Source organism: Alistipes sp. cv1, assembly GCF_900240235.1.
GTDB classification, from domain to species: domain Bacteria; phylum Bacteroidota; class Bacteroidia; order Bacteroidales; family Rikenellaceae; genus Alistipes_A; species Alistipes_A hominis.
Window position 1 is genome coordinate 435572 of the sequence record NZ_OEPW01000001.1, and the last position, 25223, is coordinate 460794.

At 56.6% G+C, this 25223-nt stretch carries 17 protein-coding genes and 1 tRNA gene; 10 read left to right on the forward strand and 8 right to left on the reverse strand.

Annotated elements, in window-relative coordinates:
* Positions 1–11: 11 nt before the first annotated feature.
* The 7 genes from C1A08_RS01830 (at position 12) to C1A08_RS01860 (ending at position 10949) form a co-directional block, all read left to right on the forward strand.
* Positions 12–803 (forward strand): DUF4493 domain-containing protein, encoded by a 792-nt coding sequence (locus C1A08_RS01830; protein WP_055205529.1) that lies wholly within the window; start codon positions 12–14, stop codon positions 801–803.
* Between the two features lie 32 nt (positions 804–835).
* Positions 836–2653 carry a DUF4493 domain-containing protein gene (locus tag C1A08_RS01835; RefSeq protein WP_101570989.1) on the forward strand — a complete coding sequence of 606 codons (1818 nt, stop codon included), beginning with the start codon at positions 836–838 and terminating at the stop codon, positions 2651–2653.
* Between the two features lie 18 nt (positions 2654–2671).
* On the forward strand, positions 2672–4825 hold the full coding sequence (locus tag C1A08_RS01840; RefSeq protein ID WP_101570991.1) for a PCMD domain-containing protein: 2154 nt from the start codon (positions 2672–2674) through the stop codon (positions 4823–4825).
* Between the two features lie 8 nt (positions 4826–4833).
* Positions 4834–5637, forward strand: coding sequence for a hypothetical protein (locus C1A08_RS01845; RefSeq protein ID WP_101570993.1), 804 nt, complete (start codon positions 4834–4836; stop codon positions 5635–5637).
* Between the two features lie 13 nt (positions 5638–5650).
* Positions 5651–6520 carry a hypothetical protein gene (locus C1A08_RS01850; protein WP_101570995.1) on the forward strand — a complete coding sequence of 290 codons (870 nt, stop codon included), beginning with the start codon at positions 5651–5653 and terminating at the stop codon, positions 6518–6520.
* 8 nt (positions 6521–6528) lie between these two features.
* Entirely contained in the window at positions 6529–8166 is a 1638-nt protein-coding gene (locus C1A08_RS01855; protein ID WP_101570997.1) for a PCMD domain-containing protein, read from the forward strand.
* Between the two features lie 185 nt (positions 8167–8351).
* On the forward strand, positions 8352–10949 hold the full coding sequence (locus tag C1A08_RS01860; protein ID WP_101570999.1) for a hypothetical protein: 2598 nt from the start codon (positions 8352–8354) through the stop codon (positions 10947–10949).
* Positions 10950–10988: 39 nt separating this feature from the next.
* On the opposite strand, the gene ccsA is transcribed toward C1A08_RS01860, so the two are convergent.
* The 8 genes from ccsA to C1A08_RS01900 form a co-directional block, all read right to left on the reverse strand.
* Positions 10989–13355, reverse strand: a complete 2367-nt coding sequence (ccsA, locus tag C1A08_RS01865) for a cytochrome c biogenesis protein CcsA (protein ID WP_101571000.1) — start codon at positions 13353–13355, stop codon at positions 10989–10991.
* Between the two features lie 3 nt (positions 13356–13358).
* Entirely contained in the window at positions 13359–14507 is a 1149-nt protein-coding gene (locus tag C1A08_RS01870) for a Rid family hydrolase (RefSeq protein WP_101571002.1), read from the reverse strand.
* Positions 14508–14517: 10 nt separating this feature from the next.
* Positions 14518–15231 carry a hypothetical protein gene (locus C1A08_RS01875; protein ID WP_055205520.1) on the reverse strand — a complete coding sequence of 238 codons (714 nt, stop codon included), beginning with the start codon at positions 15229–15231 and terminating at the stop codon, positions 14518–14520.
* Positions 15232–15243: 12 nt separating this feature from the next.
* The gene (locus C1A08_RS01880; RefSeq protein WP_101571004.1) at positions 15244–16494 is read right to left on the reverse strand and encodes a porin; all 1251 of its coding nucleotides are present in this window, start codon (positions 16492–16494) and stop codon (positions 15244–15246) included.
* A gap of 22 nt (positions 16495–16516) precedes the next feature.
* The gene (locus tag C1A08_RS01885) at positions 16517–17941 is read right to left on the reverse strand and encodes a di-heme oxidoredictase family protein (protein ID WP_101571006.1); all 1425 of its coding nucleotides are present in this window, start codon (positions 17939–17941) and stop codon (positions 16517–16519) included.
* A gap of 37 nt (positions 17942–17978) precedes the next feature.
* Positions 17979–19211 carry an imelysin family protein gene (locus C1A08_RS01890; RefSeq protein ID WP_180951505.1) on the reverse strand — a complete coding sequence of 411 codons (1233 nt, stop codon included), beginning with the start codon at positions 19209–19211 and terminating at the stop codon, positions 17979–17981.
* Positions 19212–19251: 40 nt separating this feature from the next.
* Complete coding sequence (locus C1A08_RS01895; RefSeq protein WP_101571010.1) at positions 19252–20550, reverse strand: hypothetical protein; 1299 nt, start codon at positions 20548–20550, stop codon at positions 19252–19254.
* 286 nt (positions 20551–20836) lie between these two features.
* A tRNA-Arg gene (locus tag C1A08_RS01900) sits at positions 20837–20910 on the reverse strand.
* Positions 20911–21143: 233 nt separating this feature from the next.
* On the opposite strand from C1A08_RS01900, the gene C1A08_RS01905 reads away from it, so the two are divergent.
* From C1A08_RS01905 to C1A08_RS01915, 3 genes are all read left to right on the forward strand, one after another.
* A complete protein-coding gene (locus tag C1A08_RS01905; RefSeq protein ID WP_228385765.1) occupies positions 21144–22211 on the forward strand; it encodes a hypothetical protein in 1068 nt (355 codons plus the stop codon).
* Positions 22212–22218: 7 nt separating this feature from the next.
* Positions 22219–23088 (forward strand): histidinol-phosphatase, encoded by an 870-nt coding sequence (locus tag C1A08_RS01910; protein WP_101571012.1) that lies wholly within the window; start codon positions 22219–22221, stop codon positions 23086–23088.
* 125 nt (positions 23089–23213) lie between these two features.
* Positions 23214–25196: a 4Fe-4S binding protein gene (locus C1A08_RS01915; protein ID WP_101571014.1), complete on the forward strand. Its 1983-nt coding sequence runs from the start codon at positions 23214–23216 to the stop codon at positions 25194–25196.
* The last annotated feature ends 27 nt before the right edge of the window (positions 25197–25223 follow it).

The following is a 25223-nucleotide window of genomic DNA, read 5'->3' on the forward strand; positions in this document are numbered from 1 at the left end:
CAGCTAGGATAATGAAAAAAAGCAAACTTTTAACGATCCTGACCATAACGGCAATATGGGCCTCCGGCTGTTCGAAAGACGTCGGGTCCGGTCCGCAGGCGACAGGAAACGGCTCGGTCGGTTTCTACTGCACGATTTCACCGGCGGTAGACATCGCGGAAACCAGCAAAGCAGATACCCGGACGCTGCCCGCCGAATATATCCCGGGTACGGAAAACCTGCGGCTGGAAATTTCGAGCGGCATCGGCACCGTCGCTTCGTACGACGTAATGTCCGACTACGACCAGCCGTTGCTACAGGCGGGCGACTATCAGGCCGATTTTTCTTACGGAAATCCGGATACCGAAGGAGAAAACGCCGGTTGCTTCAAGGGAACCAAACAATTTACCGTCGTGGCGCGCAAGACCACGACCGAGCAGGTTTCGCTGTCGCTGGTCAACTCGGTCTATTCGCTGAGCTGTTCCGAATGGTTCAGGCAATATTATACCGATTACGACCTGACCGTCCGCACCGAATCGGGCTTCCGGTCGGGCTTTTCCGGATCGACCGCAAAACCGCTTACCGGCACGCTCCCCGTTTTCGTGAAAGCGGCCACCAAACTCTTCCTGAGCGGTTCGGCGACGAAAACCAACGGCGTGAAAGTAGAATTCCCCGAAACGGAAATCGGCACGACCGCGGCCCGGACATGGCATACGATCCTGCTCGACGCAGGGGCGGTGGGACAGGCGAGCATCACCGTTTCGCTCGACGACTCCCCGATCGAAATCAAAGAGGTGGACGTGGAACTGAACCCCGACGCCTGACCGAAAACGAAACAATAAAAAACTGACACGATATGAAAACCTTTACCTTAGTAACGCTGACGGCAATGACGCTGATGCTGTCCGGCTGCAAGGACGAATCGGTCGATTTCGGCGGCAACGGCGACGGAGGCGACCCGCAGACGGAAACGGGCTATCTGGTCATGTCCGCGATGAGCGTTACGGTGGCGGACGATGCCGAAGTAATCCCCTACTCCAACGGCACGAAAGCGGCGATGACCCGTGCAGCGGGTTCCGTTTCGGAAGCCCCCGACAACTACAAGGTGAGCATCCGCAACGCCAAAACCGGCGAACAGACGAACCACGTCTATGCAGACCTCAAAAAAGCGGAAAACCAGCGTATGCCGCTGACACCGGGCTCCTACACAGTCTCCGCCGAATCGCCGGATTACGCCGACTACATGGCCGGCACGACCTATGCCGACTGGGAAAAACCGGTTTACGCCGGTTCGGTGACCAAAAGCGTGATCAAAAACAACGAAACGACGGTCGACGATCTGGTCTGCACGCTGGCGAACATCCGCACGACGGTAACTCTCACGCAGGATCTCCAGAAGTTGTTCATGTCCGACGCCGATGCAGAAGCCGCGGGTAAAGAGAAGCTGGCGGTCACGTTGTCGATCGGCGACAACGCGCTGGTTTTCGACCGCGAGGCGGCCAACGCCGGCAAAGCGGGCTATTTCAAGGCGGTCGAAACGGCGAATACGCTGAAAATCCTGTTATCCGGCCAATATAACAAAGCGCCCGGCGACGCGACGCCCGAATACGTGACGGTCAACTGGTCGAAAGAGATCACCAACTGCAAGGCCGGACAATGGCGCAAAATCACCATCAACGTACTGAACGCCAACGAAGGGAACGTGCAGTTCCAGATCACCGTCGAAAACTGGGTGTACGACCAGAAGATCGACGTCGACGTGATGCGACTGTACGCCTTCGCCGAGGAGACGATCCCGGACGAAGATATCTCCGACGAAGGATCGCCGGTTGTGACGCTCGACGGCAAGGACATCGCGCAGGGGTACACCATTTCCGGGTCGATGTACGACGAGCTGCTCGGCAAATGGACGGAAAACCTGAAAGCCGTCGTTACGCCGGAAGACGGCGCGACCGTCAAATCGGTCAACCTCGTCTTCGAGTCGGACAACGCCGACTTCCTGGCCGCCGTCGATGCCGCAGGATACAAGAACCGCACCGTACCCCTGTGGCCCGAGAACGAAGCGAACGCGCCGTATGTCGTGATGAAAGAGGCCTCTACCTCCGTACTGACGGCCACCGTGAAAGACGCCGGCATGTCGGGCTTCTATCAATACGAAGGAACGCATACCGCAAAATTCGTGACCGTCGATTCGAAGGGCCGCACTTCCTACACGAAACTGAATATCCGCGTGACCGAAAGCGGTTCCACCGAATCGGGACCGGGCATCGTATGGACAAACAAAAGCGGTTCGAAGACCTACGACTTCGACACCCGTTACAACCACATCGGCATGGAGATCCTGATCGGAGTGACCTCGCAAACCGGATTTACCGGATTCACGGTGGACATCATCAGCGAAAACGTACTTCCGGCCAGCGAACTGGAAAGCGTAGGCCTGGCTTCGCATCTCGACCTGATCAATCCGGGAGAATTCCAGTCCAAACTGGAAGGATTCGGATTCCCGACCGGAGCGGCCGTGTCCGGACAGAAAACGTTATCGTTCGACATCTCCGGATTTATGGATCTGCTGTCGCTGCTGAACAAGGAAGGCAACTGCGACTTCCGTCTGACGGTCACCGATGCGTCGGGCACCAATACGAAGACTATCCGACTGTATGTAACGAAAAATTAACCGGACAACGATACGAAGATGAAAAAACATATCAATCCCGTCATCGCGTTGATTTCCTGCCTGGCGCTGGCGCTGGCATCGTGCGGTAAAAGCGATGCCGACGGCAGCCTGCCGACAAACGGACAGGGAATGCTGCAACTGAGTTTCGATATTCCCGGATACGGGGGACAATCCAAAGCCACCGAATACGACGCACTGGCCATCAGCACGCTGCGGCTGTACAAAGTCGAACCGGACGGCCAGGGTGGCGCGACCGAAAGTTTGATCCGCAAATACAAACCCGCCACCGACGTGCCCGCCAACCTTTACCTGGCCGCCGGGAAATACAAGGTAACCGTCGAAGCGGGCGACAACAGCGAAGCCTCCTTCACGCACAAGAGTTACGCCGGAGCGTCCGAGTTCGACCTGGCGGCGCACGAGACGAAGATCGTCCCGGTGGTATGCAAGGTGACGAACATCGTGGTACGTGCCGTATTCGATGCGACCATCACGCAGAAATTCGACAAAAGCCGCCGGCTTTACGTCTGCGCATCCGACGAATTTTCGCGGACGGACGCTGAAAACAACCTGGTTCCGACGCTGGAATATACGGAGGACACGGTAGGCTATTTCCTGTTGCCCGAAGGGACGCAGAACCTGAGCTGGGGATTTTTCGGCGAAAGTTCCGACCCGGAGATCGACAAGAACGGCACGAAAACCGGAAAAATCCAACTGCCGCAGCAAGGTATGCAGTACACGCTGACGCTCAAATATTCGAAAACCCCGGACGGTTACCTGACCGTGAACGTCAAAGTGCGGGAGTATGAGAGCGCGCACGACGACAGCTTCACGTTCAGCCCGCAACCGACGCTGACCGGGGACGGATTCCCGATCGGAAACGTTACGGGATACTATCTCGACCCGGTGAAGTTCAAAATCGCTTCGATCAACCCGCTCTCGTCGCTGAAAATGACGACCGGGGGGCAGCAGTACGACGTCGTGGCCGGGGGCGCAGCAGTAGACGGAATCGCAGCGGAGGGAATCGCCTTCAAAAAAATCGACGAATACAACAGTTCGCTGTCGCTCGACGGCACTTTCTTCGCGAAACTGACCAGCGGCGTCAATGAACTGAGTTTCCTGATGACCGATACGGACAACAGCGAAGGCAAAGCCACGGCGCGCGTCGCGGTAGCCGGTGCGACGGGAGCTTCGTCGACCGACTTGTGGTTCGGCACGGCGAACCTGAACGCCATCGTCACCAACCCCTCGGGCACGGATATCAAGATACGTTACCGGATCGCCGGCACCGACGCCTGGACGGAACTGAACGCATCGAAAGGCGCGGACGGGTACACTTATACGGCCCAAGCGACCGATTTCAAAGCCGGCCGCACTTACGAATGCCAGTTGCTCGAAAACGGAGCCGAGAACGGAGCCGTGCGGAGCGTCAACACCGAAGCCGGCATCCAACTGCCGAACGCAGGATTCGAGGAGTGGCAGAAGTCCGGCAAGGCGTGGTATCCCTATGCCAGCGGCGGAACCGAATTCTGGGGTACGGGCAACCCGGGCGCCACTTCGCTCGGCGACAAATTCAATCTCACTACCGGCGAAGCCGACCCCCGACCGGGATCTTCCGGAACGACTTGCGCCAAACTGCAAACGCAATTCCCGAACATGGCGGGCATCGGTAAACTGGCCGCCGGGAATATTTTCGTCGGCTCTTTCGGCGCAGTGTCGGGCATGGGCGGAACCGTCAACATGGGACGTCCTTTTACGTTCAACGCAAAGCCGACCGGACTCAGAGTATGGTACAAATGCAACGTCGGCAGCGGCGACAAGGGGCGGATCTTCGTCTGCCTGATCCGGATGACCAAAGCCGGAGCCACCTGCCACGTGGTGAACACGAACGATGCCGACGAAACGGCCTTCTCGCCCTCGGACGAATTCCTCTATACCAAAAAGTCGAACGCTTCGACGCTGGAAGGACACATCCTCGGTTACGGCGATCTGATGATCGAATCGTCGGTAGCGCAGTGGACCGAAGTGACCATCCCGATCAACTACCGCGAACAGTACAATTCCGAAAAACCAAACGTCCTGATGGTAACGGCGTCGGCCAGTTACCGGGGCGACTATTTCGAGGGAAGCACCGACAGTAACCTGTTTCTGGACGATGTCGAATTTATCTATTAAATCATAGCATGAAAGGCGGAATTTTCACCCTGATCCTGCTATGTCTGTCCTGCCCGGGGCGGATGCTGGCGCAAGAGTCGCCGGCATCCGCTCCGGCGGCGTATGAGACCGCGGATAGGACTTCCGGGCAGCCGTTGAAAAAAGAACGCGGGCTCATCAGCCTATCCAACACGTTCGTTCCCAAAGGACAGTGGGTCGCCGGAATGACCGCTTCCTTTTCGACGCACTCGAACAAAGACTACACGTTCGTCGTGATCGAAGGAATCAACTCGGAAGGGCATACCGTAAAGATCGCCCCGGTACTGGCCTACGCCGTAGCGAACAATATGGCCCTCGGCGCCCGGTTCACCTACTCGCGCACCTACTTGCGGATCGACAGCGGCAGCATCCAGCTCGGCGACGACGACACCGGCATCGACCTGAAAGCAGATTCGTACTACTCGCTGAAGCATGTCTACGAAGGGGCGCTGATTTGGCGGCAGTATATCCCGCTGGGCAACAACAAGCGTTTCGCACTGTTCAACGAGATGCAGTTCGCCATCGGCGGCTCGCAGGCCAAGTTCGCATCCGGTTCTCCGGTAAAGGGAACTTACGAAACGGGGTTGTTGCTGTCGCTGGGTATTTCGCCCGGGCTGGTCGCATTCGCCACCAACAACATGGCCTTCGAGGTCAACGTGGGCGTCATGGGGATCAGTTACAGCAGCATCAAGCAGGTGCACAACCAGGTAACCGTCGGTAAACGGTCGAGCAGCATGATGAATTTCAAGGTCAATATTTTCTCCATCGGCCTCGGGGTGGCGTTCTATCTTTAATTCGGCAGACACGATGAAAAAACGAATCCTTTTTCTCAGCATACTGGCCGGACTCGGCGCCGTTTGGTCGCCCGCGGCAGCGGCTTCCCCCGAAACGCCCGCAGCCGAAAACGATACGGTCGCCTTGTCCCCCGTCCCGCAAGCCGGGTTGCAGCCCGCAGAATCCGCAACGGCCCAAACCAAACCGTTTTTGCCCACCCGTCGTCGCATCGACCGGGAGATCAACAAGATCAAGTTCGTCTACAAAGGCGAGATGGCGGCCGGTATCACCGTTTCGTACGGCACCCTGTCGAGCGACGATACCGACTACATGCTGATTCTCGACGGGATCAACCTCAGCGGCAGCATCTTTACGGTCAACCCGTCGTTCGGCTACTTCATCAAGGACAACCTGAGCGTCGGCGCCCGTTTCGGCTATACGCAGATGGAAGGCAATCTGGGAAGCGCCACGCTCGACCTGGGCGAAGTCAACGACGTGAACATGTCTTTCGCAAACGTCAGCCTCAAGAGCCACTCCGCTTCCTACGGGGCGTTCCTACGTTCGTACGCCGGGATCGATGCCAAAGGCCATTTCGGGTTCTTCGCCGAACTGGAGTTCGCGGTCAAGACCGGTTCGACGAGCCTGGCCTACGAATCCGACGGAAAGATGAAATACACCAACAGCGACAACCTGCAGTTCCGCTTTTCGTTCAATCCCGGCGTGGCCGTCTATATTTTTCCCAACGTGTGCGGCACGCTCTCGTTCGGACTCGGAGGAATCCAGTTCAACAAAGTGACGCAGAAAGACCCCGAAGGAAACGTCGTCGGAACCCGCCACGCCTCGAAAATGCTTTTCCGCCTGAACTTGGCCAACATCCGGATCGGGCTGAACATACACCTGTAAACGATACCATGATGAACATTCGACGCTACTGTATCCTGTTACTGACGCTGACGCTGGGGGCCTGTATCCGCAACGACATCCCGTATCCGGTCGTATCCATCGACATCCTGTCGGTACAGGGCGAGGGCTTCACCTGCGAAAGTTCCGACATCGACACCAAAAACCGGATCGTCACCCTGCACCTGGACGAGACGACCGACATCAGCCGGGTTCCGATCAGCGAAATAACGATTACCGAGGGAGGACGTTCGTCGATTCCGCTGTCGGGCGAATTCGACCTGCGGGCCGACCTGTCCGTCGTTCTGTCGCTCTACCAGGACTACGACTGGACACTGCGGGCCGACCAACCGATCGAACGCTTTTTCACGGTCGAGTCGCAGATCGGCGCCGCCGAATTCGACCCCGACAAACGAATCGCCCGCGCGTACGTCCCTACCGGAACCGACATGCAGCACATCCGGATCACCCGACTCAAACTCGGCCCGAAAGACATCACGACCATGACCCCCGCGGCCGAAGAACTGACTTCGTTCGAAACGTTCCGGTCGGTAGAAATCAAATACCACGACTTCACCGAACAATGGATGTTGTACGTCGTTCCGACCGAAGTGACCGTGCAGTTCACGCAGACCGACGCCTGGTCGCGGATCATCTGGCTCTATGCCGAAGGACGCAGCGGCGCGGCGCTCGGATTCCGTTACCGCAAACAAGGCGACGCTCAGTGGATCGAAGTGCCCTCCGACAAGATCCAGGTGTCGGGCGGGGCGTTCCATACCCGCATCGCCGGGCTGGAACCCGAAACGGCCTACGAAGTGGTGGCCGTTTCGGACGACGACCTCTCGCCGGTAACGACGCTGACGACCGATCCCGAAGCCGTACTGACCGGCGGAGGGTTCGAAGAATGGTGCACGGAAAAAGACATCGTCTACCCGGGTCCGACCAGGGACGGGGCCTACTGGGGCACGGGCAATACGGGCGCCGCCATTGCCGGCACGACGCTGACCGACAAAGTCGCCGAAACGCGGCCGGGCAGCCCGGGGCAATACGCCGCCCGGCTCGAATCGAAACTCGTCGGCATCGCCGGAGTAGGCAAGCTGGCCGCAGGCAACCTGTTCGTAGGCAAGTATATAGGTACCCGGGGCACGAACGGCATCGTCGGCTTCGGCCGCCCGTTCACGCTGCGGCCCACCGCACTGCACGGATGGGTAAAATATACCTGCGGAAACATTACCGACGTCGGCACGACCCAGCCCCCGGGAACGACCATCGCCAAAGGCGATCCCGACAACGGAATCATTTATTTCGCGCTGGGCACGTGGACTCCCCAGGAATACGGCGTCTGCGAGAAAGAAGACGGCGATCCGCTGGTCGGCACCGACGAGATACCGATCTGCATCGACACGCGGGACAAAAACACCTTCTTCAACCCGAACAGCCCGGCGGTAGTCGCTTACGGAGAACTGGTATTCTCGCAATCCACCGAAGGCTGGCAGGAGTTCACGATCAAACTGGAATACAACGCGACGAACATCGTTCCGACCCACCTCGTACTGGTATGCTCGGCCTCAAGATACGGGGACTACTTCACCGGTAGCCGCGATAGTAAAATGTGGGTCGACGATTTCGAACTGATTTACGACGAATAACAACGGACGGCGGGTAGTTGCATCCGGCGAAAAATGCCGGGAAAATAAGGCTTACGGAATATCCCGTAAGCCTTATTTTATAATCCGTCCGCCATTATCGCAATTTCTACATAAAACTATTTGGTAAAACCGAATTATATAAATAACTTTATAAAACGAAAGCATCATTAAAAAACCGCGCCGGCATGACAAAGCGACTTTTTTTCAAAAGTATTTTATTGATCGCCATATCGTGGACGACGACGACGCTTTGCGCGAAAGGGGAAAAATCTTCGGCCGCGGATAGTCTGCCGTGCCTGACGGCACGGATCGACTCCTTCTTCGAAAGGCAGCGGTCGGCGCACATGGAAAAACTGTGGCTGCACCTCGACAAGCCCTATTATGCCGCAGGCGACGAAATGTGGTTCAAAGCGTACCTCGTCGACGCCGTGAACCACTGTAGCGACACCTTGTCGAACTTTATCTACGTCGACCTGATCGACCGGAAAGGAGAAATCGTATTTTCAAAAAAAATCAAACGCGACCGGTACGGATTTACCAATAATTTCATAATTCCGGCAACATTTCCGACAGGAGACTATACTCTTAGAGCATACACCGGATGGATGCTGAATTTCGATCCGGCATTTTTCTTTCAAAAAAACATCCCGATCGGAAACCCGATTGCAGACCAGATCGACGCGGAAATCAGCTATACCGATCTGAGCGCAGCAAAAAAACAGGCCGTCGTACGATTCCGTGACGAAAACGACAGGCCGTATTCCGACATAAACATCCAGTTCAAAATCTTCGATAGGAACGGGAAGCGTCTCTCTTCGGGACAGCAAAGAAGTTCCGCCACAGGCTCCATTTTCGCCGAACTGCCCGTAATCTCGGCCTGCGAGGGCGGCCGTATAGATCTGGAGATTGACAACGACCGGATGTATTACAAACGCACGTTTTTCTTTCCAGGCAGTTTTTCCCCTTTCGGCATACAGTTTTTTCCCGAAGGCGGGGATCTCATCGCAGGACAACCGCAACGGATTGCTTTTAAGGGAGAAAGTTCGGACGGCTCTCCGATATCGTTCAGCGGAACCGTATTCGGCAGCAACGGCGACACCGTTGCAAGAATCGTAAGCGAGCACGACGGAATGGGCGTATTCACGATGTCGCCCCAAAGCGGACAAGACTACCGGGCCGAAGTGACCGCTTCGGACGGAAGAAAATTGCGGACGCAATTACCCACCGTAAAAGAGGATGGATATGCCATCGTCGTCTCCCAGTCCCCTCGGGAAATACGATACAAGATCGCCGCCGCTCCCGGATCGACATGCGATTCGATGATTCTCGTGACTCACGTACGCGGAATCTGCACGGCAATCGTATCCGTCGATTCCGGGAATCTCATCGGAGGATGGCCGACCGATTCTCTTCCAGAAGGAATCCTGCACCTAATTCTGCTCGACGCCCGGGGAAAGCCCCGCAGCGAACGACTCGTTTTCGTCTCTCATCCCCACCAGAGGGAAGTATGGTCGATCGCTCCTGATAAACCGAAATACGGACGCAGGGAACAGGTTCACGTCCGGATCGCGCTTACCGATGCCAACGCGATTCCGCTCGAAGCAGACTGTTCCGTCAGCGTCACCGACAGCAATTCCGTAAAACCGGACTCCCTTTCCGACAACATCCGGTCGAACCTGCTACTGAGTTCCGACCTCAAAGGACACGTCGAGAACCCGGGATATTACTTCTTAAACGACGCTCCGGATACCCGACGCCGGCTGGATATGGTCATGATGACCAACGGATGGAGAAGATTCGACCTGAACAAAATCAACGACACCGCCCGGTTCCGGCCGACGCAACCCGTAGAGCGGGACTTGTTCATCAGCGGGCACGTCAAATGGATCGTAGGGATGAAAGCCAAAAACGCCCCGGTCATAGCCGTATCGTCGGGAAAAAACGGAATCATTTCACAATCCGTAAAAACGGACAAAAAAGGCGATTTCCGTATCGGAGGACTCGAATTCCACGACACGGCAAAATTTTTCGTCTATTCGCAAACGGCAAAAGGAAAACCCATGCAGGGAATAGAAATCGACAGCTACTATTCTCGGCCCGGATTCGAAAGGATGCATCCGTTTACGGAACGCACTTCCGAACAAAAAAAGGAACAGGAAATCTACCTGGAAAATGCGAAAGAAAAATACTATATCGAAGGCGGCAAGAAAATCTATTACCTCAAAGGAGCCGTCGTGCGGGGAATCGACAAAAGACGCCCCAGAATATCGGTACAGGGTACCCTGTACGACTCTGCGAGATTATCCATGTTCAAACCCATCCCGTTGCCGCATTTCATGGCCAGAACCTTTCAGATGAATACGCGAACAGGGATGAGAAGCCCGACCTTTTATTCGCAATACAACGGATTTACGACCCGGGATGCCTCTTATGTAAAAATCGACCATAACGGGCAGGCTCTGGTCGTAGAGGCGGTACTCAAACCAGAAGCGGAATTACAGCGAAGGGCGCGGGCCGTCGGAGCGGAAATCTGTAAAATGGCCGGTTATGCCGAAAGCGTACAATTCTATTGCCCGATTTACAGCCTGCCTCAAATGCGGGAGAGCGAAAAACCGGACGTCCGGACAACCGTTTATTGGAATCCCACCCTGAAAATCGGCTCCGACGGCACGGGCGATATCTATTTTTATACGGACGACAACGACTCGCCCCGGTACGACATCGCGATCGAAGGCGTCACCCGGGACGGAAAACCCTGTAAGTATTGGGGCCGCCTGCAATGACCTTACACCCGAAACGAAGCGGAAACCGAAAAAACGAATTCAGTTTCCGCTTCCTGATCCCGGATAGCGGCGGTGCCTCGAATACGGAACCGGATTTTTGTACCGCACCCGCGCAACGACCGTCAGCAACACAAAAACAACGACAACCGCCACCGTGACGGTCAGCGCAGAGCCGAAAGCGAATGCCCCCGCATAGCTGTGCATGCCACCGAGAAAATAATTCACCCCGAAGTAAGTCATCAGCACCGCCCCGAACGCCCACAGACAGTAAGCGTGAAAAAACAGCGGATCACGAAACCGGACAATGCTCCGTCCATGCAACGGCAAGGCATACAGCATCAGCGTAACGAGCGCCCACACCTCTTTCGGATCCCAACCCCAGTAACGGCCCCACGACGCATTCGCCCATACGGCTCCGATAAAAATACCGGCGACCAGCAGGAAAACGGCCGGATAAAGCAACAACCGTCCGGTCAGTTGCAACCTGCACAGCAGAACCGTTCGTTTCGCCGCAGCATCCGAACGGACGACGGACGCAAAGATCAGCGCGGCCGTCCCGTTCAACATAATCAATCCGAACAGCGCATAGGACGCCATGATCAGCGACACGTGCAGGCTGAGCCAAGGCGAACGGAGCACCGGCACGAGCGGCGTGATCTGCGGGTTGGTCATCCCGAGCCATGCCACCAGCAGCGCAAATCCCGACAACAACAACCCCGAAGCCGTCACGATCGGGAAACGCCGCCGGAGTCCGAGCGCAATCAGCAGCACGCACCAGGCGACGAACAGCATCGTCTCGTATCCGTTGCTCAGCGGCAGGTGTCCGGCCGTATAGCTCCGCAGCGCGAGCGTTGCGGTCAGCGCCACTGCCGACAGAATCAGCGGAACGAGAAATATCTTTTCGACCCATCGTCGCCGCCTTCCGGCAGCAAGGCTCCACACGAAACGAACGAACGCCAGCAGGCCGAAACAAAGGTTGATTCTGCAAAGCAGCGAAACCGGATCGAACCGGTTATACCACAACTCGGCGCGAAGCCGCGCGTCCGGCAGAAACCGTTCGCCGCCCCGTTCCCGCTGAAAAGCGTCCGTTTTGTCGATCAATTTCCGGATGTCGGCATCACGACCGCTTTGCACGGCCTCGTACAACAACGGGAAAATTCCTTTGATAAAAACCGAATCGCCCCGCGGCAAACCGCGGACGGAATCGGTCGGCGCGAACCAACGCACACCGTCTCCGACGACGACGGGGAACAACTTCAGCATCCGGCCGGACTGGAGCATCGCTATCAATTGCACCTTTTCGTCCGCTTCGACAAACGCTTTCAGCGCAGAATCGTTCCGATCGGCCGGAAGACGGAGCATTCCAGCCAGCCGGTAATCTCTTCCTGTGCCGAAAAAATCGACCAGAGCAGCCGTTTTTCCCGACCCGATCGACCTGCGCACAGTGTCTTGCCCGACCCGGATCATCCGCTCGAACTGCCACTGTTCCGGATAAAAAATCCAGCCGGCGAGCACCTGTTCGGCCGAGAACCCCCAATAAGACGGTTTTCCGTAGATTTTCAGCGTAAAATCGCGGGCGAACGTCTGTACCGGCGCGATCCGCCCGTCGTACAATATGCGCAGCCGTCCCAGCGCATCGGCAGTTTCACGGCTCAGTGTCGCCGGAGCGGCCGCCGCTCCGTATGCGCCGAATACAAAAAACAACAGGCAACCGGTCCGCCGAAGCAACGGATGACGGAGCAGCCGGCGGAACCCCGACCGTTTCGAGCACAACGTACCGATCATCGAAAACCCGAGCAGCAGATAACCGGCATAAGTAACCGGAATGCCGTACGGGTCCCGGTTGACCGACAGAATGCTCCCGCGCAGGTCTTCGTCGAAAGACGTTTGGTAAAAACGGTAACCCCGGTACGACAGCACGCGGTTCATCGACACGACGGCGGCGCGGGTATCCTGTCCGTCGACCACCGTCACCCGGCTGAGGTAGTCCGCCGGAGCCTGCGTTCCCGGATAGCACGCAATTTCGAACCGGTCGAGCCGGAGTCCGAACGGAAGCGACCGCGACTCGGCGGACGTTTCGCAGAAATAAGCGTTTACGGTTCTCCCCTCCCGCAGATGGACGTATCCTTTCCGCGCGGTCATAAAGGTCAGCAACGCCCCGAGTAAAATCAAACCGAATGAAAAGTGCAGCGCCGCGGCGGCCGGGCGGCCGGCAACTGCCCGGCCCGCGACGACCGTCAAGGCCGAAACGGCCAGTAAAGCCCACCACAGGACGAACCATCCGCTGTGATAGATCGTCCGGGCGGCGAATTCGGTTCCTTCCGCTTTTTCGACGAAAGTCGCGGCGGCCAGACAGAGCGTCATGCCGACGAAAAGCGCGAATGCGAACCGGGTAAGCGCTCTCATCGGCTAAAGCGGAGCGAACTGCGGATTGCACTCCTGCCGAACGGCAATGCATTCCGTTTCGATCAGCCATCCGGGGCGGCAGACCGGAGCATGCACGAACACCCTGGGAACCGGTCCGAACCGGTCGTCGAATATCTTCCGCACCGCCGGATAGTCGGTCGCATCGCGCAGATAGACGATCATTTGAGCCAGGTCGTCCGCCGACGCCTCCCCCTCGGCGAGCAACGCTTCGACGTTTTCGAGCATCCGCACGGTCTGGCCCGCGATGTCTTCCGGAGCCACGATCTCTCCCCGGTTATCGATACTGGCCGTTCCGGACAGCAGGACATGGCTGCGGTCGCCGTACCGGACGCGCACCCCCCGCTCGAACGTCACGCCGTACTCGTAGGTCGGATTCAGGTAATCCCGGGCATGCAGGTAAGTCTGTTGTCCGGGTTGCAGCCCCTGCACGGCGTAAGCGTCGAACAGGACGGTGCATCGCGGGTCGCTGTGACGGCCTTCGATCCCGGTACTCGTAATGTAATGGGTCTGCGGCGTCAGTCCATGCCGTTCGAAAAGCCCGCGACGAGCCCGGACGACTCCCCCGTAATTGACGTCCACGTTCTGCACAAAAAACCAGGTGCGGACGCAATCGTTCTCCAACGCGCATCCGAGTCCGGCCAGCAAGTCCGCGTAACGCGCCAGCAATGTCTCGGTCTGATCGGCCGAAGCGCCGCACAGGGAGGTTCCCCCCGCTGTCCAAATATGCCGGTAACCGTTATGATCGGCCGTGACTCCGGACGGAATCGCAGCGACTTCGACATCCGACTGCAGGTAGACCCACAGCGCAATCTTACCGCCGTCGAGCGGAGGCTGCTGCACGACGGAAGTCGCACAGGGCGGATAGGGCTTTTCCCCGGCCCGCAACACGGCGATCTGATTGGCCGCATCGCTCAGAAAATAGCGTTTGAAAACGGGACGCAGATCGCCGCCGTAACTCGACAGCAGGTAAAAATAAGCGGCGGAAATATCCCCGAACTGCTTGGCGAACGGGGCTTGCGTATCGGTCACGTGCAGCATCGCATGGCATTCGCCGATACCGCCGCTGCGTTCGAAATATCCGATCTCGATGCGCACATCGCTATAAAACAATACTTTGCTTGAAAAACACATAGGCATAGGGTTAATTCTGCGGGCATCCTTTTTCGATCCATACCCGCAATAGGTTGATGTCTTCGCTCCGCGTAACCAGGCCGGTATGCGGATAGGCGACCGCCCCTTCGGCAGTCAACACGTCCAACAGAAAGCTGCCGTCGGGATCGGACGGTTCGACGCGCGGCTTGTCCGAGTGCGTCGCGGGCACGCCGACCAGCGAGCGGTAGCTGTCTCCTTCGGTCAGCAGCAAGCCGCCTGCCCCGCTGGTTCCCTGATGGCACGAAATGCAGTTATATTGCTGAAAAACCATCCGCTGAATGCGGTCGTACTCCAGCAGGTCGATCTGAACGGCCGGCAGATCGACGTCCGACGTCCGGTCGTCGTCGAGATCGTATTCGAAAAACGTATGAACGACCTGGCGGCCCGAATTGATCAGGCTGAACCGTACCGAACGAGCCTCGTCGGGCACGTTGTCGATCGACAACTGCACTTTTTCTCCGTCGGCCGGCTTCAACACGTTGACCGACGAAAGCGCCGACGTGCCGTCGGCGGCGAAAACTCCGAAAATCAGGTCGTACTGCTGCGGGAAGACCTCCGGATTGAGCAATTCGAAAGTTCCGCGTACGGCGACTCCCCCATCCGCCGTTTTGTCCTTCTCGAAAATATCCCCGCTGTCGCAAGAAACCGCAAACAGCGAACACAGGACGGCAGCCCAAACCGGGCGACGATATCGTTTATTCATTTCGGCGCATCGTTAGAATGAAAACTGCAGCATGACCATGGCCGTATGCTGGGCGAGTCCCAGATCGTCGAGCTCGCGCGCATCCTGCGTCGCATGCCCCCAACGACCGAGGAACTGGTACATCGCCTGCAGTTTCAGGTTATACCCCATGATATAATAGTTCAGTCCGACGGCCGGCATGTTCAGGAAACCGTCCGTTTCGGTCGAGTTGCGGTCCATGAAATCCCACCGCAGCGCAGGCTGCAACTTCCGGGTCACGAAATAACCGACCTGAGCGTATCCCCCGATGTAACGGTAAGTATGGTTCACCCGCTGCCGCTTGACCAGATCGGAACTCAGGTAATAGGCTTCGGCCGACAAGTAAAGCCGATTTTTGAGGTAAGTGAATTCGAAGCCGAGCCGCAGATCGTTGGTCGTCTGCCAGTTAGCCTCTACGTTATACGAAGCCGACAGCGCGAACATGATCTTATCGTTATGCAAGTCGTCGATACGGCCCTGATGCGACGGGATCGGGCCTTTGGGCATATAGGCCACCCGAGCGGCATACAGCAGCGACGGAATGCCCAGGTCGTCGCTGAGCGTTTTCTGGGCCAGGTTCACGTCGATGCCCGTACCGTTGAACACGCCCAGGTTGTATTCCCATTTGCCGCCGAGCAGGCCGTGCATCATGACGCCCAGGTCGAAGCCGGTAGCGAAGGTCGGCGGGGTCGAGTTCAGGCTGCGGTCCATATAGACCGACGAAGTGAGCGAAGTGGGCAGCATCGGGAACAGCGTTTCGCCCAGCGTCACCAGGTAAGCCTGGCTGAACGGCGTCTTGAACTTACCGACGCGGAACCGGATCTGGTCTTTGAGATTCACGTCGACCCACGCCTGCTGGAGCAGCGCCCCGCCGGTTTTGGCCGCATTCAGCGTCAGATTGAAGGTCAGTTTATTGAAAGCCCGGCCCGAGAAACCCAAAATCGCATACGGGATCTCGAAACCGCTGTTCGCCACGTTGTCCTGGTCGTCCAGGCCGAGTTGTTCGTCGTCGTACCAGTTGAATTTTCCGGCGGTTTGCAGCAGCACGTAAGGCTTCAGCATGAAATCGCCCGCCTTGGTCTGAAAACTGAATCCTTTTTTGCCCCCCATCGGGATCACGGCGCTTTCGATGTATTTGTCCGCGTCGTCGTATTTGTCCGCAGCGACTTCGGCCTGCTTGATCTGGGCCGTCGCCTGAACGGCCGCTGCACATAGGGTCAGTAAAAATATAATTTTTATCTTCATGTCGATAGTGTTCGGTTGTCGTTTACAATGATTCGAGGAACTTGATCAGCGCGTCGCGGTCGTCCCGCGACATCCGGGCGAACAGTTCGCGCGACACGGCGCCTTCGCCCCCGTGCCACATGATCGCCTCCTTCAGGTTGCGGGCGCGGCCGTCGTGCAGAAAATAGGTATGCTGATTGACCCGTTGCTGCAGACCGATCCCCCACAACGGCGTCGTGCGCCATTCGCAGCCCTGCGCCAATCCCGACGTATAATGGCTGTCCAGATCGGGTCCCATATCGTGCAGCAGGAAATCGCTGTACGGATGGATCGTCTGATTGGCCAGCCACGGCAGTCGGGTTCCGTTGATAAGCGCCGGAGCGTCCTGCCGCGTATGCAGCGTGGGAACGTGGCACAGGTCGCAGCGGGCCCGGTAAAACGCCTTCTCGCCCTGCTGCACGACCGGATCGTCAACATTGCGGCGCGCCGGAACACCCAGCGCATGCAGGTAGAAGTCGACGTGTTCCATATCCTGCGTCGAAATCTGTATCCCGTAATGACTGTATCCGAGCATCTGCGACTGCCCTTCGGCCACTTCCAGCGGATAACGGTCGTTCGTGACGCCCAGGTCGGACGAAAATCCCAGTTCGATCGTCAGGTCGGCATGCTGCGCCTTATTGCCCGACACGCCGATATACTGCCGGCCGCGCTCGGTAATGTAGTTCAGCCGGCCGGAAATCCCGTATTCGGGATAGTTGCTGCGTCGGGCGAGCTCTTCGAGCTCGATCGGGTCAAGCGCCATCATCTGCCCCATGCCGACATGGCGCAGCGGAATGCGGACGTCGACGATCAGATCCTGCGGAGCGATGCTGTCGGCATACCAAGCCGAAACGGAATAGGAAGGCGTAATCAGCGAATACTTCTCCCCGTCGGGAAAAGCGTAGGTCTCCTCGGTGTATGAAACGGAAAGTTTCCCCTCCGGTTCGACGCCGGTGATCGCTTGATCGTGCAGCACACGGCCGTAATTGCGGAAAAAGCCTCCGTTTTTCTTCGTAATGTAGATCAGGTGCGACGAGAAGCCCCCGCTACCGGTGCCGCCTTCCGAATAGAGCGTCGGATAAGTTCGTCCGGCATTGGAATGGCAGCTTCCGCACGACGAACCGGCGTAAAGCGGCCCTTTGCCGCCCTGCGTGGGATCGTCGCCGCTGACGCGCGGATTGTCGTACAGCGCGTCCCCCCGGTAGAAACGGGTATTCAGATTCCCCGTCACCCAGCCGGCCGGCGTATCGTAGGCCGTTACGCCCGACTGATAAACGGTGGATATACCGGCCGATAACGTACGCGAATCGGCGACATTGCCATATTCGTCGCGGATCTCGTAAAAATCGCCGTCTTTACATGCGGAAAATGTGACGACGCATAGCAACGCCGTCACATAAACCGAATGCTTCTGTATAAAAGCGGACATAACCTTGCGTATGAAAAAGTTCTGTTCCCTTCCGGAATTACTCGGCGAGTACCTTCCTGTTTTGCCCGTCTTTGAACAGAAGCAGTTCGATCGTGTGGAATCCGCGAACCGACTCGCTGCCGATCGCCGCGATGTACTGTTCTACGGTAGACAGGTTCTTGTTGGTTATGATCGTAGCGATATCCTCCTGATCCAGCGGCCAACTGTCCATCGACGGGTCGAATCCGAGTCCCGTCTCTTCGCCGGCGGGACCGAACAGCACGGCTTCGCTCTGTTCCCAGGGCACGCGCATCGCACGCCAGGCGGCACAGGCGGCATCGACTTTGGCCTGGCTCTTATTGTCGGCTTGCAGAGCTTGCATCGCCTTGTAAAGCATCCAGGCTTTCTCCTTCATACCCTTGTAGGTGGGAGTTACGACCTGGTCGGCATACTGGGTCAGTATCGATGTAAAATCGTAGTCGCCCGCATCGCGGAACGCGCCGAGCAGCTCGCCCTCGGTCAGTTCGGTCAGATCGGCGCAAGCCTCGATCGCGGCATCCACCTTCGTTCCGGTCAGATTATTACGGAAAGGCGACTGCATACTTTTGATCGCATTGTAAGCTCCGTCGATCGCCGCGGTCATCCGTGCGTCCAAGTCGGCATTCCGGCTCTTGACATAGGCCGAAATGCTGTTCGCATGGGCTGCGTCCCCGATCGCGCCGATCCGGCCGGCGTATCCGTTTTTGATACTGATGATGTTGTCCGAATAGTCGGTGATCGAGTTCCAGCTATACCACGATTCGACTTGCAACACGGCTTCCGCCGTTTTGCCGTCTTTGGCCAACGTGTTCGGATTACCGATCTTCGAGGAGCCGACTTCGTTCGAAATGTTGGCGAAACCGTCGACGAGGATCGTCCGGATCGCATCGACGCCGCTGGTGAATTTAGCGTTGCCCGCATCGGCCGTTCTCATGTACTCGGCGTAACCGTTCGCGCCGACAATCGTATTTTTTGTGAAAAAGTCGCGGCCGATCCGTTCCCAATCTTCGTCCGGAATCCCCGTCGGACCGTTCCACGCAGCCCACAGGCCGATACAGTCGTCGAGCAGTTCCGACGACACGGCCGTCGCGTAGTTGATCCACTCGGACGTCATCGCATAACTCTCCAGTTTGGAAGCGTTGCTGCCGCCACCGCCGTTTCCGCCGCCGTCGCCGCCGTCTTCATTCTTACTGCATCCCGTCGCTCCGATCAGTGCGGCCAGCAAAGCCGCACCCATCCATTTCGTTTTCATTCCGTACATGATTATTTAAAATTAAAAGTTTGATATTCATTTATTTGGAGCAAAACCATCCTGAATAAGCCACCGTCAGACCAAACGTATCTTCGCTGTTGTACCGGTCGCCGCCGATCCGGCGGTACGAGTAGTCGAATTTGATGACCAAGTCGCGGATCGGAAAATAGTTGAGCCCTACGGTAAACACATCGCGTTTGTAACGCGGCAACTCCTGCGCTCCCCGCTCGATCTTCTGACCGGTATTGTAGTATTCGTAACGCACGAAAGGAAACAGGCGGTTGTTCGTGCGGGCAAAAGAGAGCACGTCGTATCCGACCTCGGCGCCGTAAGCCATGGCAGCCTTACCGAACGGCGTGATCGGATAACCCGTGCTATTGAAATACTTGCGGTTGATATCGTAAATCGCCTTGGAATCCGAAACGGTTCCGTACAGGAAATTACCCCGCGCGATCAAGTTGCGTCCCACGTACTGCGCATCGAACGAACCGATCGCCACCGTTCCTTTCACGCCGGTCATCGCATAAGGCTTCGACGAGTTTTTCGCCGTATTGCCGCAGTAACCCGACACGGCCAGCCGGAGGTCGCGCACGCCGGAATATTCGACCCGCGCCGCAACGGCCGGATTGGTCATTTTCGAAATCTCGAAAATCTTCTGCCGTCCGCTTCCGACCCAATTCTCCGACGAGAAACCGTTCGGGTCGAGTCCGCTGACGAGCATCACCTCGTAACGGAAGTCCCCCAGGTAACCGAGTACGGAAACGCCGGTCTCGTGCCAAGTCGACGGCAGCAACGAAGTTTCGCTCTCGGGCCGCACCGTCCCGAAAAAGAGAGTCGGCTCATGGTGCGAGTTCGTCAACCCCACCGGTACGATCATATGGCCGATCCGCAGGTTGAACGCATTCGAAAAATGTTTCGTGATATGAAGCTGTTCCAGAGCCACTTCACCGCCTTTTTCGATCTCGGTTTCGATCTCGCCGCCCTCTTTATTGTACTCGATTTCCTTGGTCGCACCGGTTCCGCCGTGCTCGAACTCAACCTCGGTACCCAGGTACCACCCTTTGCCGAAGTGATAATCGAATGCAAAGACGGCCCGGGGCAACGACACCTCGGCGCGGTTGTCCCGCGTCGCCCCGACCGGATTCGTATACCGGTTCGTTCCGTAAGTCATGTATTGGAACAAGATTTCCCCGTATCCGCCGACACGATACTTTTTGAAGTTCCACTCGAACGGCGTTTTACGGGCTGCCGAATCGGCCGTAAGTTTTTGCGAGCATACCGGGCGCGCCCAAACGCTGCAACAAACAGATAAAATAAGAATGGGATAGATGTTTTTCATTTACAGCTTTTTAATCGCTGCAAAATTAGAGCGCCCGCAAAGAGACGACAATCCCCAATATCCAGTAAAAACCCGGGCGGCATACCTGAATATCGGGATTCCGTATTGATTTCCAGCACTGCATCGCCCGGAGTGTGCCCCTCGGCGCAACATTGCCGAACCGGACATCCGGCCGGAATAAACCGTTTTTTTGAAAAAAACGAAGAATCGGAAAATCGCGTGAAAATCGTACGCGTATTCATAAAAAACGGGTTGCAGTGGAACTGCAACCCGTCAATTAACTCGGTGATTCCGGCGCGGTTCGAACGCGCGACCCACAGCTTAGAAGGCTGTTGCTCTATCCAACTGAGCTACGGAACCGAATTTTCCGCCCCAAAAGTAGAATTTTTATTTAACTTCTCCAAAAAACGAAATCCATAATTCCTTGCGCGACACGAACGTCCTTCCGGATTTTTCAATCCCCGCACAGAACGTTCCGGCAAACGCTTCACAACAATTTACCCGTCGACACGATTCGTTCTTCGGGATTATCCCGTATATTTGCAGAATTCGGTTCTCAAACGACGATAAAATCCACTAAAAACAATAACCCGATGATCAAATCTACACTCAGATTACTGATGACGGCCCTGGCCGCCCTGTTGCTGACCGCACCCAAATCCATGGCCCAGGAAGTGGTATGGGGAGCGTCGTTCGACTTCTTTTTCGACAACCGCGAATACAAAAGCGAAATCAACTGGCCGCAAACGCTATTCGGAGCCCGCATCGCACCCGAACTGGGTATCCGGTGGGCGGAACGTCATTCGCTGATGATGGGGATCGATCTGCTGGCGAACTTCGGAGCGAAACCGTTCCAGACCGATAACGAGATTTTCGGCTACTACCAATACAACGCCCCGAAATTCAAGGCGTTCGCCGGCGTGGTTCCGCGCCGTAAAGTGATCGGGGACTACCCCAGCGCCTTTTTCAGCGATTCGGTGAAATATTACGACCCGAATCTGACCGGATTGCTGCTGCAATACGTCGGCGAAAAGGGTTACGTCGAATTCGGATGCGACTGGAACAGCATGATAACTAACGAAAAACGCGAAAAATTCCTACTTTTCTCGGCAGGCCGCATCCGCCACGGGCTTTTCTATGCCGGTTACCACCTGTCGATGTACCACCATGCGGGCACCTACCTCGACGACGGCGTAGTGGACAACGTACTGCTGCATCCGCACGTAGGGATCGACCTGAGCGGAAAAACGGGTATGCAGGAACTGTCGCTGCAAGCCGGGTGGCTCCAGGCGTTCCAGAACGACCGCAAATACGTCGGCGACTACGTCACGCCCGGCGGCGTACAGATCGAGCTGAAAGTGCAGAAATGGAATTTCGGGATCTTCAACACGCTGTACGCCGGCAAGGATCTGATGCCCTACTACATGGCCGACCCGTCGCTCGATTACGGCCCGGGACTCTATTGGGGCGAGCCGTGGTACCGCACCCGGCATAACATCTACGACCGGCTGGAAATCTACTGGCAGCCGGTACATACCGAAATCATGAAGTTGCGCGTGGCATCGGTGCACCATTACGACGGCAGGAAATGGGGTTGGCAGCAAAAAGTGCTTTTCTCGGTAAACCTCGGACAGCGCCGCCTTTTCAAACAAAAACAGTAACCCGCACATGACTACCGACAGACCGAACAACCGCACCAACTACCACAGCCATTGCTCGTTCTGCGACGGGAAAGCTCCGATGGAGGATTTCGTCGAGGAGGCCGTGCGGCAAGGATTCGCCGCTTACGGAATCTCGTCGCACGCACCGCTCCCTTTCCCGGCCCGCTGGACGCTGGAAGCGGAACGGATGGCGGCCTACCTTGCGGAAATCGACCGGCTGAAAGCCGCATACGCGGATCGGATCGAACTGTACGCCGGACTCGAAATCGACTACCTGAACGAACAGAGCAATCCGGCTTCGGACTACTTTCAGAAACTGCCGCTGGACTACCGGATCGGATCGGTGCACCTGATCGAGTCCCGTGGGAAATATGTCGATATAGACACCGACGCGGAGACGTTTGCAGAAAACCTGCGCCTTCATTTCGGCGACGACCTGCGCAAGCTGGTTACGGACTATTTCGACAAACTGATGCGGATGGTCTCGACCGGAGGATTCGACTTCGTGGGACATGCCGACAAGATCGTCTACAATGCCTCCCGATGCCAGCCCGACATTGCGGAACAGCCATGGTACCGGCAGAAAATCAGGGAATATTTCGAAACGATCGCGCGGCACGGCGCAATGGTCGAAATCAACACGAAAAAATACCATGCCGGCGCCGGCGGCGTATTTTTCCCGAACAGATCGCACTTCCGGCTGCTGCGGGAGTTGCGCATTCCCGTGCTCGTCAATTCGGACGCCCACCTGCCCCAAACGATCGACAGCGGCCGCCGGGAAGCGCTCGCTGCACTGCAAGAAGCCGGCATCGATACGGTCATGCAACTGACGGGCGGACGCTGGCAGCCGACGAAGATCGATCTCGCCGCCTACTGATCCCCCGGTCGGACCGGAAAAGGGCGTTTTTACGGCGATTCATAACGCTTCCGTTGTAATTCTTCGCAAGAATCTTTATGTTTGTGGCAGGGATTGCACTTTTTATATTCTAATAAATTCGATCAATGAAATCAAAAAAACGCAACTGGCTGAAACTTTCGCTGCAAGGCGGCACGCTGCTGGCGATCGTGGCATTTATTCTCTATGGGATCTTTTTCGGAGAACAACGCGCCGATCCGGAAGCCTACTGCCCGTTCGGAGGCTTGCAGGCTATCGGCAGTTACCTGCATAACAATTCGCTGGCATGCAGCATGTCGATGGCGCAGATCATGATGGGAGTCGTACTGGCCGTGGGCGTCATCCTGTTCAGCAAGCTATTCTGCGGTTATCTGTGTCCGCTGGGGACAATCGGGGAATACCTCGGCAAAGGCGGCCGCAAGCTGAAAATGAACTTCGACCTGAAACCGGGCGGCATCGCCGATCGGGGATTGCGGATCGTCAAATACGGATTGCTGTTCGTGGTATTCTACATGTCGGTCTCTTCGAGCGAGTTGTTCTGCAAGAATTTCGACCCTTACTACGCAATGGCGACCGGTTTCAAGGGTGAAATCACGGCCTGGATGACCAGCATCTCGATCGTGCTGCTGTTCCTCGGCAGTTTCTTCATCAAAATGTTCTGGTGCAAATACATCTGCCCGCTCGGAGCGCTGAGCAATATTTTCAAATTCACGATCACGTTCGTGGGGCTCCTCCTGCTGTTCTGGCTGCTCGGATGGGCCGGGCTTCCGTCGGCATGGGTATGGGCGCTGGGCGCAGCCTGCTTGATCGGCTACCTGTACGAAATGATCTACCTGCGTAGCAAAGTATTCCCGTTGCTGCGCATCGTCCGCGACGCGGAGAGCTGCAACGGCTGCGGCTCCTGTACGAAAAAATGTCCCTATCACATCGATCTGAAGGAGCTGAAAACCGTCCGGCACATCGACTGCACGCTGTGCGGCGATTGCGTATCGAGTTGTCCGAAAAGCTCCCTGCAGGTCGGCGGCAAAAAGTCGCTGCGCTGGTTGCCCGGCATACTGACGATCGTGCTGTTCGTACTCGCGCTGATCCTGGGGAACCAGTGGGAATTGCCTACGATCGACGAACGGTGGGGCAATACCGAACAGGTCGGAGAGATGAAGACATTCGAAATGGAAGGGCTCACCTCGATCAAATGTTACGGCAGTTCGAAGGCCTTCTCCGCCAAAATGCAGAAAGTGCCCGGTGTGTACGGCGTCAAAACATTCGTCAAGCGCCATGCGGTAGTAATCTCGTACGACCCGGCCCAGACCAACGAAGACAAAATACGCGAGGTCATTTTCATCCCAACCATCATGAAATTCTCGAATCCCGAACCGCAGGTCGATTCGGTAGAGGTATTGACCCTCGGGGTCGACAAGCTGTTCGACCGGATGGATATGGTCTATTTCGGGAATATCCTGAAACAGATCCCGGGGATTTACGGCTTCGACGCCGAATATTCGTGCCCGGTGACCGTAAAACTTTACGCCGACCCGTCGGCCGAACTTTCCGAAAAACTGTTGAAAGACTCGATCGAAGTCGAACAGACGCACATGCTTGCGGCGGGCGGCAAAGTGCGTTGGTTCCCGGTGGACTACAAACTCGTTTCGTACGAACGCAACGGAGACCGGATTTCGAGTCGTGAATTCGTCGAGCTGATGTTCAAGCCTACGGCGGCGATGTCGGGCAAGTTCCTCGACAATATGAAAAAACTCGACGGCCGGAATTACGAAACGGCGGTTTACGAAGTCGAATACCCGGCGATCGAAAAAACGCTGATTAAAAAGGGATTTCCTTATTTCAAGAGTTTCCTTTCGACGCAGGAAGGCATCCTGCGCATCGACGTGCAACTGAAAGACACCACCCCCGTACTGCGAATCACTTACGTTACCGGAATGTGGGACGACGCCAAAATCTGGACCGAACTTTTCAACGCTCCGAAATGGACGATCAAATACACGGACGGTTCGACAAAGGAGGAGGAACCCAAACTCAAGTTCAAAAACGAAGGGCGTACAGTTCCGGAATCTCCCGGAGCTCCGGCCGAGTAACCGATACGGACGGGAGAGTCTTCGCAG